The following is a 16261-nucleotide window of genomic DNA, read 5'->3' as shown; positions in this document are numbered from 1 at the left end:
TTTTTGTAGTGTGAACGGTCCGCGAACCGGGAAAGAAAAAGTTACCGATTCCGGACCGTTCGCGAGATATGGTACGATGGGACAGCGGAAAGGGGAATCACCATGGCAATTGAACCGAAACGCGTACGTGTGCGCCAAAAGACAATGATCAGTGAAATCGAGGAGCCGATTGAGCTGCAAGCCGACGGGCTCTATTATGAATTGAAGACCGGCTTCGTCTTGACGTTCGATCAAGAACGAGAAGACGGCGTCGTGCCGACAACGATCAAATATACGACGGGCCGGCTCGCGCTCATCTGTAAAGGACCGATTGAGATGAATCATTCCTTTATTGAAGGGCGCTTGACCCAAAGCCTATATAAAAACCCATACATGTCGATGACGATGGCGACGACGACGGAGCGGCTCGCTGTCGCGGACGGACGTTGCCGCTTCGCCTACGAGTTGTCGATGAACGATGACTTGGCAGGTAACTATGTAGTCGACGTCACGTGGACGTTCGAAGGAGGAGAGTTCGCATGAATTTTGCAGAACGCGTGAGAAAGATTGAAGAGATGTTGAACGAGGATTGGTTCGAGATGCTCGAGACGAATGAGGACGAATATGAAGAGTGGCGCGGCCGCCTCGAGGACCACGCCGAACAGGTCGTCGGGCACTACGATAACGAGACCGGCGTCGATATGGACTCGGTCGATAAATTGCTCCAATTGAACGATGAGTTCCCGCTTCTTTACGGGGAAGACACGGTCCGGCTTTACGTCGCCTTGATCGAGGCGCGACCGGAAGATAGATCGGTATACGACCGCTACATCGACTACTTGGCCGCCATCGGTGACGCGACGCACGAGGAGTTTTTACGGTTCCATACGCTCGTCGAAGCGGGCCGTCTTGACGAGGCACGTGAGCTCGCCCCGCAGATGCCAAAACGATTAGGACTCGAAGATTAAGGCCGCTTTGCGGTCTTTTCTATACATAAAAATAGGGGGAAGCGTTATGTTGCGACTAGTGAAGACATCCATGGATCAGGAAGCGAATGTGCTCGATTTTTTAAAGGAATGGCGGGAACGCTCCGAGACGATCGTCCCGAACGCCGTCGACCGTGACGCGTCCGACTTTGCGTCGTACGTTAAACAGATTCGTGATAAAGAAGTACGGGTGAACAACGTCAGTTGGGTGCCGAGCACGACGTATTGGCTGACGGATGGGGACGAGTTGCTCGGGGCGACGAATATCCGTCACGAATTGAATGACAACCTCCTCAACTTAGGGGGACATATCGGGTACGGCATCAAGCCGAGTGCCCGCGGACGTGGTCTCGCTACGAAACAACTCGAGCTCGCACTCGAGAAAGCGAAAGAACTCGGGATCGAGCGGGCGTTGATTACGTGCGACCGGACGAACGAAGCGTCACGCCGAGTCATTTTGAATAATGGCGGCGTGCCGGACACGCCGTTCACAGCGGAAGGCGGGAAAATTGTCGAGCGGTTTTGGATTGAACTAAAGGGGTGACATGAGATGGCGAACTGGATCGTGGTCTATTTAGCGCTCATCAATTTTTTCGGAATTTATCTGTTTCCGCGAGACCGGGTGCCGTCTCAAAAATGGTTCTCGTTTTCGAGCGGGATCGCCATCACATACTTTTTCATGTATCTCTTGCCGTCCTTGAACAAGCGGCAAGACACGCTTCAAGTGGATTGGCTCAACCTGGCCTTGCCGTCGGAGATTTATGTCATCAGCCTGCTCGGTTTCACCGTCTTTTACGGGACGATGCGTGTCGTCCGGACGCCCCATTTCAAAGACGAAACGATTGAACAGAACGTGTCGTACTGGCTCCAAGTGACGCTGTTGACGGCATATATGTCGTTCTCGGCTTACGTCGTCACAGCGTCATCCGTCACGTTCGTCGCACGCAGCTTCTACGCGACGGCACTCGGCGTACACTTCCTCGCCGTCGGCCACGACTTGTATCGCCATTACGGGGAACGGTACATCCGGCAAGGGCGTTATTTGTTGAGCGGCGGGATTCTTGCTGGCGGTTTCTTCTCCCGCTTGATCGACCTCGCCTCGCACGTCGAGGCCATCTTGTTCGCGTTCGTCGCCGGGGCGATGATTCTGAACATCGTCAAGTTCGAGCTCCCGGCCGACCGCAACCTTCACTTCCGGACGTTCGTCCTCGCCGTCGTCGGGTATGGCGGCATCCTCTTATTCTTGAAGCATGTGCTCAATTTTTGACCCCTTCGATAAAAATGAATGACTGTTCATTCATTGTTTGATATACTGAACTTAAGATTGAATCCGTTTTCATAAGGGGGAGTTTTGGGGATGTCTACATTTTTAATCGTCAACTGGATTCTATTCTTGCTCGTCCTCGGCTATGGACTATATTTGTTCGCATCGTTGGTGTACCAGCGCTATACGTTCATCAAGCTCGGGAAAAAGGCAGAGTGGAGCCAAACGAATAAGGAACGGCTTGAACAGGTCATGATCAACGTGTTCGGGCAAAAGAAACTGTTGAAAGACAAGAAGAGCGGCATCATTCACGTCATGATGTTCTATGGGTTCATCCTCGTCCAGTTCGGGGCCATCGACTTCATCTGGAAAGGACTTGCTGTCGGGACGCGTTTCCCGCACATCCCGCTCGGTCCGCTCTATCCGATTTTCACGTTCATGCAAGAAATCGTCATGCTCATGATTCTCGTCGCGGTCGTTTGGGGATTCTACCGCCGTTACGTCGAGAAACTCGTGCGTTTAAAACGAAACTTTCTGGCCGGTCTCGCCCTCATCTTCATCGGTGGGTTGATGGTATCGGTCTTGTTCGGGAACGGGTTCTACCTCGTCTATAAAGAAGAGCTCCCGATGTGGGGCGAACCGGTCGCGACACTCATCGGTTCGGCGTTCGCTTGGGTACCGGGAGGGGTCGCCTTCGCCTTGTTCGTCGTCTTTTGGTGGCTTCACCTCTTGTTCTTGCTCAGCTTCATGATCTATATCCCGCAAGGCAAGCACGCCCATTTGATTGCCGGGACGCTCAACGTCTGGCTCGGACGGACGCACCAGGTCGGTCGTCTCGCACCGGTCGACTTCTCAGCGATGGAAGAGGCCGAGGAGTCGGATGAAGAAATCGTCTTCGGCGTCAATAAGATCGAAGACTTCAACCAAAAACAACTCGTTGACTTGTATGCCTGTGTCGAATGCGGACGCTGTACGAACGTCTGCCCGGCGACCGGGACTGGTAAAATGTTGTCGCCGATGGACCTCATCGTCAAACTGCGCGACCACATGAACATGAAAGGGGCCGCCATCACGCGTAAATCGCCGTGGGCACCGGCGCTCATGTTCCAAAACACGCAAGGGGCCGAGATTGCGGCCGCGGCTCAAGACGGGCATATGCTCGTCGCCGACGAGTTGATTGGCAACGTCATCACCGAAGAAGAGATTTGGGCATGTACGACATGTCGCAACTGTGAGGACCAATGCCCGGTCATGAACGAGCACGTCGACAAGATCATCGACCTTCGCCGTTACCTCGTCATGATGGAAGGCAAGATGGATCCTGAGGCGCAACGTACGGTTGCCAACATCGAACGTCAAGGCAACCCGTGGGGGATGAACCGGAAAGAGCGCGAGAATTGGCGCAAAGACCGGGAAGAACTTGTCATTCCGACGGCGAAAGAGAAGAAGAAGGCCGGTGAAGAGTTCGAGTTCCTCTTCTGGGTCGGGGCGATGGGCTCATACGATAGCCGCAGCCAAAAAGTCGCGCAAAGCTTTGCGAGCGTCTTGAACAAGGCCGGTGTCTCGTTCGCCATCCTCGGGAACGAAGAGAAGAACTCAGGGGACACGCCGCGCCGCATCGGGAACGAGCTGTTGTTCCAAGAGCTTGCCGAAGCGAACATCAAACTGTTCGAAAAGTATGGGGTCACGAAAATCGTCACGGTCGACCCGCACGCGTACAACACGTTCAAAAACGAGTATCCAGACTTCGGACTGAGCGGTGTGAAAGTATATCACCATACCGAGCTCCTTGCCGAGCTGCTCGATACGGGCCGGGTCAAGCCGGACTTCTCCGTGAACGAGCGTGTCGTCTATCACGATTCGTGCTACCTCGGGCGCTATAACGGCATTTACGACGCCCCACGTTTCGTCTTGGAACGCATCCCGGGTGTCGAACTCGTCGAGGCGGACCGGAACCGTGAGAACGGCATGTGCTGCGGTGCCGGCGGCGGTCTCATGTGGCAAGAAGAGAAAGTCGGGACGCGCGTCAACGTGGCACGGACCGAGCAGCTGCTCGAGACGAAGCCGACCGTCATCGGCTCGGCATGTCCGTACTGTTTGACGATGCTCTCGGACGGGACGAAAGCGAAAGAAGTCGATGAGACGGTCGGCACGTTCGACGTCGTCGAATTGCTCGATCGCTCCCTCGCTCCAATCGAAGTACCAGAACCGATTGTCCAATAAAAGCAAGGCACGGTCCTCGGACCGTGCCTTGCTTTGTCGTCAGTGCATTTCGGACGTAGCTAGTAAAGAAGACGTCAAGTGCGATAAGCCTTGCGTCGTCTTGTTGATGGCTGAGATCGTCTCGACCATTTGGCCGAGGTCTTGCTTGTTCCGTTCGAACGACAGGACGTAATTGCCCATCTCGTCTTTGACGGTCGAGAAGCCTGCTTTGACGGCACTGAGTTGACGCATCGCCTCGTCGTTCGTCCGATGCATCTGTCCCATCTGGTCGAGCAGGGCGGCGATGTTCGTCTCGTTCTCATGGATGAGGACATTGATTTGACTGCTCAACTGCTTCGCGTTCTCGGCGAGCGTGCGCACCTCGGTGGCGACGACGGCGAAGCCTTTACCGTGCTCACCGGCCCGGGCCGCTTCAATCGATGCGTTCAAGGCGAGCAAGTTCGTCTGATTGGCGATCTGTTCGATGCTCCGGGTCATGCTGACGATGTCTTGTGAACCGTCCTTGAGGGCGGTGATCCGTTCGAGCGAGGCATCGACGTACGTCGCCGATTGCTTGAACTCGGTCTCCATCTGTTCGATTTGTTCGCCGTTCGTATGCGTCAAGTTCATCAAGTGGCGGCTCATCTTCTCCGTCTGTTCGGTTTCGGACAAGACTTGATGGGCCCGCTTGCTCGTCTCGGACATGGCGTGACCGGTCTGTTCCATCGTCGTCGCGACTTCGGTGCTGACGCGGCTCACGTCATGAAGTAGCGTCGCCCGAGCGACGTTCGCCGATTCGATTTCATCGAGGCGGGCGTCGACATATTGTTCGGTGACGATTTGAGCGTCCAAGTTCATCGCGTGAGACAAAGCGAGGAGCGACTCAGTCATCGTGGCCGGGTCGTGTTGATACGCCTCGACGATTTTGGGGATGAGCAACGTGTTGAAGGCGGAATACGTCGCGAGGAACCAGACGACCGGTACCGAGAAGTGATGATGCGTTTGTCCCATCCGCTTGCGCATGGCGAGGAACTTGTCATCGATCTTTCCGGTCAACAGGCTACGGAAGTAGTCGGCGAACACTTTTTTCAGACGTTCACGCGTCGATGAGGCGTTGGCGAGTTGGACCATCTCGGGTTGCAACATCAAGTGGTCGAGCACGTTTTCAAGGACATCGTCTAACACGGACTCGACGAGCGGGGCCATGTTTTGAAGTTGTTTCACTTGCGACGCCGTATAACCCATATAATGGGTGCGTCCGTTCAAATTCGGGTCGGTTGGTTGCGCGATCGTCGCCACATCGGGAAAGCCGATCGACGCGGCATAGGCGGCAGGTTTTGCTTTACGGAACAGTGCCATGATTCATTCTCCTTTTTCTCATACAGCTAAAATAGCGTTCTCCTTTATATCGGCAAACATGTGAAAAAACTGAGAAATCGATGTGCGATGAAGCTTGTTGTTTTCGCACTAGAAGCGGGAAAGAGAAGAAAGTGAGATGGATTCGGCCATTTTTGAGAAATGAGGTGTTCCGTTTGAAGAACACGGTCGTGTTATTGACGATTGTCAGTGCCCTCAGCAGTCAAATTTTGCCTCAAATCTTATTTTTATCACTTATGGCAGTGGAAGAAGGCTCAGGACGATTGATTCCGTTCATGATTTTTTATATGGCGAGTATGTCGGGGCTATTGTTATGGGTGTATGTCATCGGGCGGCTAGGCTCGAAACGGACATTCTTGTTGGCATTATCCGTCTTGGTCGCGGGCCTTGTCTGCTTCTTGTGGCCGTTTGGCTGGGCCATTGAATTGAACGCCTTTCTTGTCGGTGTCGGCTCAATCGGTGTCGGGTCGATTATGACGACGATTCTATCACAGCTAGGCGAATTGTCGGCACCGAAACAACCGTCAGACGAGAAAGGGAGTTCGTTACCGCTTGTGCTCACGCTCATTGCTTGGATTGTCGCCTTCTCCTATATCCTGACGCAATCGTATAACGGGGCCGTCCTTCTATTCCTCGTCAGCCTCGTTCTTCCATGGTCGTTTGTCAGAAAGTTGCCGCTCGAGAAAACGGCGACGTGGACGTGGGCGACCGGGAAGTTCGTGCTTGCCTTCATCACCGTCACCGTGTTCACGTTGGTGAGCCGTCTCCTCAGCCTGTTGGAAGGGGCGAGCGGGTACGTGGAAATCTTTTTATTGATGATTATTCTGCTCGGGTACGTCGGATGGGTATTGTTCCAGGAGCGGACGAGAACGTACGTCAGTGCGACCAAAACACGGCAAGTCCAGTTGCTCTCGTTCGTCGTCGGCTTGTTCGGCGGTTGGACGTTGATTGGCGCCGTATTCGTCAGTCTGGCGCTATATTCGTTTCAAGTGTTCTTGTTCTATGTGTTCCTTCCGTTCTTGGCGGGCGTCATCGGCTGGATATTATTGAACCGTGTGTTCGACGTGGCGCGTCATCCGTACTACGTCCTGCTCGTCACGTCGCTGCTATTCTTCCTCGGTTTCTTGGAGCCGCGCGTGTTCATCCCGGTCTTGTTTGTGAGTGGGTACGTCCAGACGATGTATGCGAGTGCGGGTCACGTCTATCTATATGCATCGTATGGGGGCAATAAAGAGTTCGCCTCGTTGCTGTTGCAACTATGGAAACGGTTCGGGATGGTCGTCGCGTATTCCGCGCTCATGGTCGGATTGCTCGGCTACGGTCTATATACCGGCCAGTCGGTCAATGCGGAGTTGTCCTTCAAAGTCCCACGCGATTGGATGCTTGTGGTGCTCGGACTGACGTGGATCTTCAACGTTGGATTGATTACACTCTATTGGTTAAGCATCCAAAAAAACGTTGAAACTTCAAAATAATTTCCTCTAGCTTTTTCATATCGGTTTTGTTTATAATGAGGAGTGATGTTTAACTAGTGACGGAAAAGGAGTGTCCTTTAATGAATAAATCGTTGATTGATTTCGTTTACGAAATTCTTCAAAAGACTGGCGAGCAACCAGTGTCATTTGATGAGATCCGTGAGCTGATCAGACAAAACTATACGTTCGCAAGTGAAGAGGAAGAGCTCGAGAAAATCGCGCAACTCTACACGGACATGAACATCGACGGACTATTCGTCAACTTGGGAGCTAACCGTTGGGCGCTTCGTGTTTGGTATCCGTTCGATAAGTCAGACGAAGATCTCGTCATCGAAGCACGCCAACGCGGTGAGCTCGATGAGTTCGAAGAAGGGATCGATGAGACAGATGAAGGCATCGTCGACATTGAAGACGACCTTGACGTCTTTGCAAAAGGTGAAGATTTTGACGCATCTGAGTTCGATGCCGAGGATGAAGCCGAAAAAGTGGAAGGCCTTGACGAGTTCGAGGACGAAGACTTGGACGACGACCTCGACCTTAAAGACGAGGATGATTTATAAGAGACCGCAAAAAGCCGGGCATTTGTCCCGGCTAGGCGTGTCTCTTTTTCTTTTTTGACAGTTGAAAAAAAAGAAAAAATAATGACTTGACGACTGCATCGTCTCTGACGTAAATTAGTCATGGGCTAGTTTAGCACGTAACGATGCAGCAAAAGTGTCCTCCATTTCAGTGGGGGCACTTTTGCTTTTTTTGTTTTTTCGTTTCCCGTTGTGGCATTTAAGAGAGGAGAATGATGATGACAAAGTATATTTTCGTAACAGGTGGGGTAGTATCTTCACTCGGTAAAGGGATCACAGCCGCTTCACTCGCACGTCTACTCAAAAACCGAGGTTTGAACGTGACGATTCAGAAGTTTGACCCGTATATCAATATCGACCCAGGAACGATGAGCCCGTACCAGCACGGAGAGGTGTTCGTCACAGATGACGGCGCTGAGACGGACCTTGACCTCGGTCACTACGAGCGCTTCATCGACATCAACTTGTCGCAAAACGCCAACGTGACGTCAGGTCGCATCTACTCGACGGTCTTGAAAAAAGAGCGTCGTGGCGATTATAACGGGGGAACGGTCCAAGTCATTCCACACATCACGAATGAGATTAAAGACCGCGTCTTCCGCGCCGGTCGCGAGACGAACGCAGATGTCGTCATCACAGAGATTGGTGGAACAGTCGGGGACATCGAGTCGCTTCCGTTCATCGAGGCCATTCGTCAAGTGAAAAACGATATCGGCAAAGAGAACGTCATGTACGTTCACTGTACGCTCGTCCCTTATCTCCGCGCTGCCGGTGAGATGAAGACAAAACCGACCCAACATAGCGTCAAAGAGCTCCGCAGTTACGGGATTCAGCCGGATATCATTGTCCTCCGTACCGAGCACGATATCCCAGAAGAGATGCGGGAAAAGATTGCCTTGTTCTGTGATACACGTAAAGAAGCGGTCATCGAGGCACAAGATGCGTCGACGCTTTACGAAGTGCCGCTCAACCTTCAAAAGCAAGGAATGGACCAACTCGTCAACGATTACTTCGGCTTCAACACGCCGGCCGCTGACATGACGGCTTGGAAAGAGCTCGTGCACACGGTCACGCACCTCGAGAAGAAAGTGAAAATCGCCCTCGTCGGGAAATACGTTGAACTTCGTGACGCGTACATCTCGGTCGCGGAATCGCTCAAACACGCCGGTTACGCCTTCAACGCGGACATCGATATCGATTGGGTCAACGCAGAAGACGTGACGGCGGAAAACGTCGAGACGATTCTCGGGGATGCTGATGGGATTCTCGTCCCAGGCGGATTCGGAGAACGCGGAATCGAAGGGAAAATCGAAGCGACACGTTATGCCCGTGAGAACAACGTCCCATTCTTCGGGATTTGTCTCGGCATGCAGCTTGCGACGGTCGAGTTCGCCCGCAACGTCTTGAAGCTCGATGGCGCCCATTCGGCGGAGATCGATCCGACGACGGACTACCCGATCATCGACCTTCTCCCAGAGCAAAAAGATATCGAGGACCTCGGTGGCACGCTCCGTCTCGGCCTCTATCCATGTAAGCTCGAGCCAGAAACGAAAGCGCACGCCGCTTACAATCAAGAGCTCGTCTATGAGCGCCATCGTCACCGTTACGAGTTCAACAACGAGTACCGTGAGGCGTTCGAAGCGGAAGGGTTCAAGTTCTCAGGAACGAGCCCGGACGGCCGTCTCGTCGAAATCATCGAGATTCCAGAGCACAAGTGGTTCGTCGCGTCACAGTTCCATCCAGAACTCATTTCGCGTCCGGAGCGTCCACAACGCTTGTTCCACGATTTCATCCAAGCTTCACTCGGCGAGTGAGTGTTAGGTCACAGTCTCTCATCAGACTGTGGCCTTTTTTCTCGGGCAAAAGGCTGATACATTCCGTAGCCCCAGATGGATACATCGAGGCAGGAATCCGGGTACACTAAGAGTAGAACGGGGAGAGGGCGATGCGACATGCAGAAACGAATGATGGTGTATATCGGATACGGAGGCGCGCTCGTCGCGCTCAGCCTGTTGCCGTTCGTCGTCTTGCCGACGCTATTGCTCCCTTATCAACTTGGATGGACCGGGATCGTGTTGCTCGCACTCTCAATCGGTCTATTGCGATCGATTCGTGAAGGGTCGAATACGTACTTGAAACAGATGTTGAAAGTGACGTTTACACTATTTCTTTTGTTTGTCTTCTTATATTACGTTTCATTTGGACTCGTCCTGTACGATTCATATGGACTTGAACGATTGCTCGAACAGTATGGGGAGCAGGCCATGTGGGTGTTCGCCGCATTCAGTTTTTTACAACCGATTGCACTCCCTGTACCAGAGGCGGTTAGTATCCCGATTGGGAGCGTCGCACTCGGTCCGCTTCGAGCGGCTTTGATCGGTAGTATCGCCACGACGCTCGGTATTCTCGTCATGTACGGGATCGCGCGCTTCGGTCGAGAGCGAATGATGCGGCTTATCGATGCCGACAAACTTGCGACGTATGATCGGTACGTCGATCAATATGGGCTCGGTGTCCTGCTCGTCTTGTTCGTCATTCCGATTTTGCCTGATGAAGTGATTTGTCTCGCTGCCGGATTTAGCCGGGTTCCATTTCCACGCTTTGCATTGATCGCAATCGGGGCGAAACTTGTCACGTCGTTCGGGCTCGCTTACTCGGTCGCACTAGGCGAGTTATTCCTCACCGGGGCAAGCCCGTTCGCGATCATTTCCGTGATGGCGAGTCTCATTCTTGTTATCCTTGCTTTTATCTGGCGTCAACGCAGGAAAGGGAACTCCAACTGATGGTTATAAAATGGATGTGGAGCGAGAACGCGATTCAAAACGCAACGTCTCAATTGGAGGCGTTGCGTTTTTTCTGATTTGGAATAGTGACGTAAGCGTCTTTTCTTCCATAATTGAACCACATTGATCGTAGCGCATTGAATGAATAATTGATGCCAGATTGATAATTTTTCTAGAATTGGATTTGGTAAACTCATAACGTCTAGATGATCTGTGAATAGGAGAGAGAACGATGAAACGCAATAGGTGGATTATGCTCGCGTTTTTATTGATTAGTGCGGGCACATGGTATTACATGGCAGATGCTGCCCCGACAACGAAAAAAATTCAGACGCCATCCTTTACAGGGAGCTATCCTGGTCTCTATTTGACCGTCGAAAGCGTTCAGACAAAAGCGTATACGATGGCAATGTCGGTTCCAAGAACTGACCATGATGCAGTGAACGAGAAACTTGATGCTTTTATAGCAGAAAAACGAGCACTATTTGAAGCAGAACTAGTAGAACACGATAAGCGTCAAGGGCATTTGAATATTCAAACCGACACGGTTCGAGTGAGTGAGACGGTCTACGCACTCGTCGTCCATACATATGCATTCACTGGAGGTGCAAACGGCACGGCAACGGTGAACGTATTTCGATTTGACGTTGCGACAGGGGAATGGATCGGATGGGACGACGTATTTCAAACAGGGAATGAATCGAAAGACTGGTTCAAAAAAGTGGTGTCCGAAGAAGCTCAAAAAAATGACTACGTATTCGAAGAGCTCTTAGACGAAGCACTTAGAACACCCGAAACGACGAACTGGTTGCTCACGTCGTCTGGACTGACGGTCTGGTTTGATGAGTACGAAGTAGCAGCTGGGGCGGCTGGGGCCATCGAAGTGAACATCCCGTTCGAGGTCGTCAAACCGTATGTTACGATGGATGTGGATGAGGAAAAGAATGATCGAGAAGATGTGGTGACGCCATATCCGGATCGGAAACCGCTTGACCCAGACGGAAAGTATGTCGCTTTAACGTTTGACGATGGTCCGCATCCGACGGTGACGCCACAGGTGCTCGCTGCGTTAAAACAGTATGACGCTCGGGCGACGTTCTTCATGCTCGGTAGTCAAATGGCATTTTATCCAGATGTGGCAAAAGCAGTCGCTGCGGCAGGACATGAATTGGCGAACCATACGGACCATCACCCAAACTTGGCACAACTATCAGCCGATGCGATCGATGTCGAACTTACTGCTGTCGACACTCAAATCGAGGCGATCATCGGTGAGCCGGCTCATCTCGTCCGTCCACCATATGGTTCAAAAAATGAGGTGGTGGAACGAACGATCGAGTCGAGAGGACAGACGCTCGCCTTGTGGACTGTCGACTCGCTTGACTGGAGTCATCGTGACGCTTCACAGATGCATGAGTTGATCATGGGAGGGATCCATCCGAACGCAGTCGTACTCATGCATGATATTCATGAGTCGACAGCAGAAGGGCTCCCGCGTGTTCTTGCTTCCTTGCAAGAGGAGGGATATGTATTTGTCACGATGAGTGAACTGTTGACGATCAAATGACAGGAGAAAACCCGCTCGTTGGCGGGTTTTCTTGTTTACTTCACTTCTTGGTCTTTGATTGGGAACCAGCCGGCACGTGTTGTGATGGCGTTCCAGAGCGGAGCCGGGACGGCGAGTTCGGCTTGTTTGTTCAAGTCGAGTTCGGTCTCGATTTCGTCTTCACGACCGTCTTTCACTTTTTCGAGCCAATCCGGGTCGATGATGAGTTCGCGGCCGAGCGCGGCGAGGTCGATGACGTTCAGTGCGTCTTCGACTTGACCTGGGCGCTGGAGCTGTCCGACTCCGATGAGCGGGACGGCACCGTTGATGCGTTTAGCGATGCGATCAATCGACCGCTCCGTCACGTTCTCGTTCCGCATTGAACCGATATTGAAGTTCCAGAGCGAGGCGTGGAGGTAGTCGAGATTTTCTTCGAGCAACATATCGATCAATACGTCCGTATCGTCGAGCGTGATGCCTGGCTCTTCGACTTCTTCAGGCGAGAAGCGGTAGCCGATTAAGAAGTCGTCTGTGCCTTCGGCCGCACGTTTGACCGAGCGAATGACTTCACGCGGGAATGTGAGGCGTGCGTTTACGTCGCCACCGAAGCGATCGTCGCGTCGATTCGAGTGAGGTGAGAAGAACTGTTGAATCAAATACGTGTTCGCCCCGTGAATCTCGACGCCGTCAAAACCGGCCTCAATGGCACGACGTGTCGCTTCGCCGAACGCCTCGATGATGGCTTCGACTTCTTCAGTCTCAAGGGCGCGTGGTGTGGCGGCACCTTCACGGACCGGTGCGATGGCGCTGGCGCTTACTGGTTGTTCGTTCGGAACGAGTTCCGGAGGAGACATGCGTCCTGCATGGAAGATTTGAAGAATCGCTTTCGCGCCTTCCGCTCTCAAACTTTCAGCGAGCTGACGAAGCCCAGGGATGAACTTGTCGTCATTCACACCGAAGGCGTTCGGGAACCCTTTGCCGTCTTCGGTCACGTAAGCACACGCCGTGATGGCGAGGCCGACGTTCTTCGCTCGCTTCCGGTAATAGGCGAGTTCGTGTTCCGACACTTCACCCGTCGGTTCTGACGAATAATGGGTCATCGGCGCAAGTACGAGCCGATTGTGGAGCTCGACGCCGTTTTTAAATTGGAAAGGTTGTAACATGCGTTTCATAAAAACTCCTCCTTGTTGGTGATACCTTGAAGTCTAGTCGTCTCTTTTCGAAATTGCGAGCAGGACGCTTTCTGAGGAGCACGTTGCACACTTGGTGAGCGGGTCGATGGTTGAAGACGTGAGAATAGGGTATAATACAGGAGAAAAGTTGATAACCGGTTGGAGACTATAGAGAGACCACGACATGGGGGGCGAAGCCTTGTTTTGTTGTGGTCTCTTTTCATATACATCTGACCGGATTCATTATAGGAGGGGACAAGATGGAAATTAGAAATTTCTCAGCGAAAGAACGTGCCAAACGATACGAACAATTGACGGGGGAACGCCATGATATTCTCGTCGTCGGCGGAGGCATCACTGGTGCCGGGATTGCGCTCGATGCCGCATCCCGTGGGATGAAGACGGCCGTACTCGAGATGCAAGACTTCGCGGCCGGAACGTCGAGCCGCTCGACGAAACTCGTCCACGGAGGTTTACGTTATTTGAAACAGTTCGAAGTCGCACTCGTCGCCGAAGTCGGTAAAGAGCGGGCAATCGTCTATGAGAACGGGCCACACGTCACGACACCGGAGCGCATGCTGTTGCCGATGCATAAGGGCGGCACGTTCGGACCACTTTCGACCTCGGTCGGCTTGATGGTGTACGACTTCTTGGCCGGCGTCAAACGCGCAGAGCGCCGCGTGATGTTGAAACCGGATGAAGTCATTCAAAAAGCACCACTCGTAAAAAAAGACGGTCTTGTCGGTGGCGGATATTACGTCGAATATCGGACGGATGACGCTCGGATGACGATTGAAGTTGCGAAAGAGGCGGCCAATCACGGTGCCCTCTTAATGAACTACTCGAAAGTGACCGGTCTCATCTATGAGCAAGGCAAAGTCGTCGGCGTGCACGTCGAGGACCAAATCGACGGCAAGACGTATGAGGTCTATGCGAAGAAAGTCATCAATGCGACCGGACCTTGGGTCGACGTGCTCCGCGAGCAGGACGGCTCGAACAAAGGGAAGATGCTCCGCTTGACGAAAGGGATTCACCTCGTCATCGACCAATCGAAATTCCCGCTCAAGCAAGCGATTTACTTCGATACACCGGACGGACGGATGGTATTCGCGATTCCACGTGACGGCAAGGCGTACGTCGGGACGACGGACACGTTCTTCGATAAGGATAAGGCTCACCCACGTATGACGACCGAGGATCGCGACTATATTTTAGAGGCGATTCACTATATGTTCCCAGATGTCAATGTGACGGCAGACGACGTCGAGTCGAGCTGGGCCGGAATTCGTCCGCTCATCTATGAAGAAGGCAAAGACCCGTCTGAGATTTCACGTAAAGATGAGGTCTGGCAGTCAGAGAGCGGTTTGATTACGATTGCCGGCGGGAAGTTGACGGGTTACCGCAAGATGTCAGAGACAGTCGTCGATTTAGTGGCGAAACTGCTCAAACAAGAAGAAGGTATCGTCTTCCTCGCCTCGCGTACGAAGCATATGCCGATGTCGGGCGGCCATGTCGGTGGCTCGAAAGGGTTCGATGACTTCTTGACGAAGAAGAAGGCTGAACTGAAAAACCTTGGTCTCGATGACGTCAAAGCCGAGCAGCTCGTTCGTCTATACGGATCGAACATCGATCGTGTCATCGAGCGGATGGACTCGAACGCGTACGACCTTCCAGAGTACGTCTATGCACAACTCATGTACGGCATCGAAGAAGAGTCGGTCGTTCGGGCCATCGACTTCCTCGTCCGCCGGACCGGGGCGATGTTCTTCGACATCGATTTCGTCCGCGACCATAAAGATGGCGTGCTCCGTTGCATGGCTGACGTCTTCAAATGGTCGGATGCTCGTCTCGCTGAAGAGCGGGCCGAAGTCGAGAAAGAGATTGATCTCGCCGTTGTCCCCGTGACGGTTGAATAATGAAATGAACCAAAAGGAACCTCGCCGCGGCGAGGTTCCTTTTCATATGCCCAGTTCTTCATAATACGCCATGATGCGTTCGTCGAGCGCCTTGACGACGTCTGGTTCACCGAACAAATAGAGATAAAGATACGTACCGTCCTCACGGTACGCTTCTGTTTCGAGTGTCAGCGTGGTCGGTCGTCCTTCGAAAATCACATCGATTGTGCCGAGCGCGTGCACGTCCGCTTCGTCGAGGTCCGGGTTAGAAGCCAGCTTTTTGATGCGGGCGATGTCACTGTCTGCGATTGGCTCATCGAACGTCTCGGACAAGACGGCGAACGTCTCCGGCAATTCCTCGAGATCGGTCTCGATGGCCGCGGCGAGCGGTGTCTCTTCTTGGTCTTCCCCGAAGACGTTCACCACAAGTGCGACCATGCTTCCAAGCGCCAAGACGAACAACACGTATAACAAATATTGTTTCATGATTTAGCTCCTATTCGTTTCATGTGTTCAGTATATCAACGTACCGGGTGTTTAGAAATAGGTAGACAATGGTATTGAAAAAGATGGAAATGGGAAAGGCGGGAGAGTTACGATGAAACGAGTATTTGCAATCGGTGGTGTCGTTTTCGTCTTGATTCTCGGATGGCGGTTTATCGATACAGACCGGCTGTTCGCCGACGTCTACTATGCAAAAGTGCCGAGCGCAAACGTCACCGATCAAGGGAAGACACATAAGTATGACACGATTGGCTATAATAAAGACGGCAAGAAACGACCAATCACGTTCGAGGCACCGGTCCGATTGGCTGAAGGCGATTTTTTGAAACTGTACGTGAAAGATGAGCGGATGGTTACCGCCTACGATTCGGTGTCTGAGTCGGAAGTGCCGGTCCAGTTAAAGGACGAACAAACCGAGCAACCGGTATCGATTCCGTTGCCTTGATTTCAAAATAGTCGCGTCGTCAAATGAAATTGGATTTGGTATGGTTAGAGTATTG

The 16261-nt window shown here is 52.5% G+C and carries 15 protein-coding genes; 12 read left to right on the top strand and 3 right to left on the bottom strand.

The window, feature by feature from the left end; genetic code table 11:
• Window positions 1-102: 102 nt before the first annotated feature.
• The 5 genes from KNP74_RS11795 to KNP74_RS11775 all read left to right on the top strand — a co-directional run bounded on the left by KNP74_RS11795 (window position 103) and on the right by KNP74_RS11775 (window position 4452).
• On the top strand, window positions 103-522 hold the full coding sequence (locus tag KNP74_RS11795) for a YwiB family protein (protein WP_138858749.1): 420 nt from the start codon (window positions 103-105) through the stop codon (window positions 520-522).
• Window positions 519-947: a hypothetical protein gene (locus tag KNP74_RS11790; RefSeq protein ID WP_138858750.1), complete on the top strand. Its 429-nt coding sequence runs from the start codon at window positions 519-521 to the stop codon at window positions 945-947. Before KNP74_RS11795 ends, KNP74_RS11790 begins: the two co-directional genes overlap by 4 nt.
• A gap of 46 nt (window positions 948-993) precedes the next feature.
• Entirely contained in the window at window positions 994-1509 is a 516-nt protein-coding gene (locus KNP74_RS11785; RefSeq protein ID WP_214764376.1) for a GNAT family N-acetyltransferase, read from the top strand.
• A 6-nt stretch (window positions 1510-1515) separates the two neighbouring features.
• A complete protein-coding gene (locus KNP74_RS11780) occupies window positions 1516-2232 on the top strand; it encodes a hypothetical protein (RefSeq protein ID WP_138858752.1) in 717 nt (238 codons plus the stop codon).
• A 90-nt stretch (window positions 2233-2322) separates the two neighbouring features.
• On the top strand, window positions 2323-4452 hold the full coding sequence (locus KNP74_RS11775) for a (Fe-S)-binding protein (RefSeq protein WP_214708416.1): 2130 nt from the start codon (window positions 2323-2325) through the stop codon (window positions 4450-4452).
• A gap of 39 nt (window positions 4453-4491) precedes the next feature.
• Here KNP74_RS11775 and KNP74_RS11770 read toward each other — a convergent pair whose 3' ends face one another.
• On the bottom strand, window positions 4492-5790 hold the full coding sequence (locus KNP74_RS11770) for a methyl-accepting chemotaxis protein (protein ID WP_214764375.1): 1299 nt from the start codon (window positions 5788-5790) through the stop codon (window positions 4492-4494).
• Between the two features lie 173 nt (window positions 5791-5963).
• Between KNP74_RS11770 and KNP74_RS11765 the strand changes: the two genes are divergently transcribed.
• From KNP74_RS11765 to KNP74_RS11745, 5 genes are all read left to right on the top strand, one after another.
• Entirely contained in the window at window positions 5964-7283 is a 1320-nt protein-coding gene (locus tag KNP74_RS11765; protein WP_214764374.1) for a hypothetical protein, read from the top strand.
• A gap of 80 nt (window positions 7284-7363) precedes the next feature.
• Window positions 7364-7843, top strand: a complete 480-nt coding sequence (rpoE, locus tag KNP74_RS11760; protein WP_214764373.1) for a DNA-directed RNA polymerase subunit delta — start codon at window positions 7364-7366, stop codon at window positions 7841-7843.
• A gap of 236 nt (window positions 7844-8079) precedes the next feature.
• A complete protein-coding gene (locus KNP74_RS11755) occupies window positions 8080-9675 on the top strand; it encodes a CTP synthase (RefSeq protein ID WP_214764371.1) in 1596 nt (531 codons plus the stop codon).
• Window positions 9676-9813: 138 nt separating this feature from the next.
• Window positions 9814-10644: a TVP38/TMEM64 family protein gene (locus tag KNP74_RS11750; RefSeq protein WP_214708424.1), complete on the top strand. Its 831-nt coding sequence runs from the start codon at window positions 9814-9816 to the stop codon at window positions 10642-10644.
• Between the two features lie 232 nt (window positions 10645-10876).
• The gene (locus KNP74_RS11745) at window positions 10877-12211 is read left to right on the top strand and encodes a polysaccharide deacetylase family protein (protein ID WP_214764370.1); all 1335 of its coding nucleotides are present in this window, start codon (window positions 10877-10879) and stop codon (window positions 12209-12211) included.
• A gap of 35 nt (window positions 12212-12246) precedes the next feature.
• Here the strand turns inward: KNP74_RS11745 and KNP74_RS11740 are convergent, their stop codons facing one another.
• Entirely contained in the window at window positions 12247-13362 is a 1116-nt protein-coding gene (locus tag KNP74_RS11740; protein WP_214764369.1) for an NADH-dependent flavin oxidoreductase, read from the bottom strand.
• A gap of 260 nt (window positions 13363-13622) precedes the next feature.
• Between KNP74_RS11740 and KNP74_RS11735 the strand changes: the two genes are divergently transcribed.
• Complete coding sequence (locus KNP74_RS11735) at window positions 13623-15278, top strand: glycerol-3-phosphate dehydrogenase/oxidase (RefSeq protein WP_251130174.1); 1656 nt, start codon at window positions 13623-13625, stop codon at window positions 15276-15278.
• A 42-nt stretch (window positions 15279-15320) separates the two neighbouring features.
• Here KNP74_RS11735 and KNP74_RS11730 read toward each other — a convergent pair whose 3' ends face one another.
• A complete protein-coding gene (locus KNP74_RS11730) occupies window positions 15321-15743 on the bottom strand; it encodes a hypothetical protein (protein WP_214764368.1) in 423 nt (140 codons plus the stop codon).
• A gap of 112 nt (window positions 15744-15855) precedes the next feature.
• Here KNP74_RS11730 and KNP74_RS11725 point away from each other — a divergent pair, with 112 nt between their 5' ends.
• Window positions 15856-16206 carry a YxeA family protein gene (locus KNP74_RS11725; RefSeq protein WP_214764367.1) on the top strand — a complete coding sequence of 117 codons (351 nt, stop codon included), beginning with the start codon at window positions 15856-15858 and terminating at the stop codon, window positions 16204-16206.
• The last annotated feature ends 55 nt before the right edge of the window (window positions 16207-16261 follow it).

Origin of the sequence: Exiguobacterium sp. s141 (assembly GCF_018618085.1) — a bacterium.
In the GTDB taxonomy this organism is placed as follows: domain Bacteria; phylum Bacillota; class Bacilli; order Exiguobacteriales; family Exiguobacteriaceae; genus Exiguobacterium; species Exiguobacterium mexicanum_A.
Note: the sequence above shows the minus strand (reverse complement) of the source record. Positions and strands in the feature narration are given on the sequence as shown.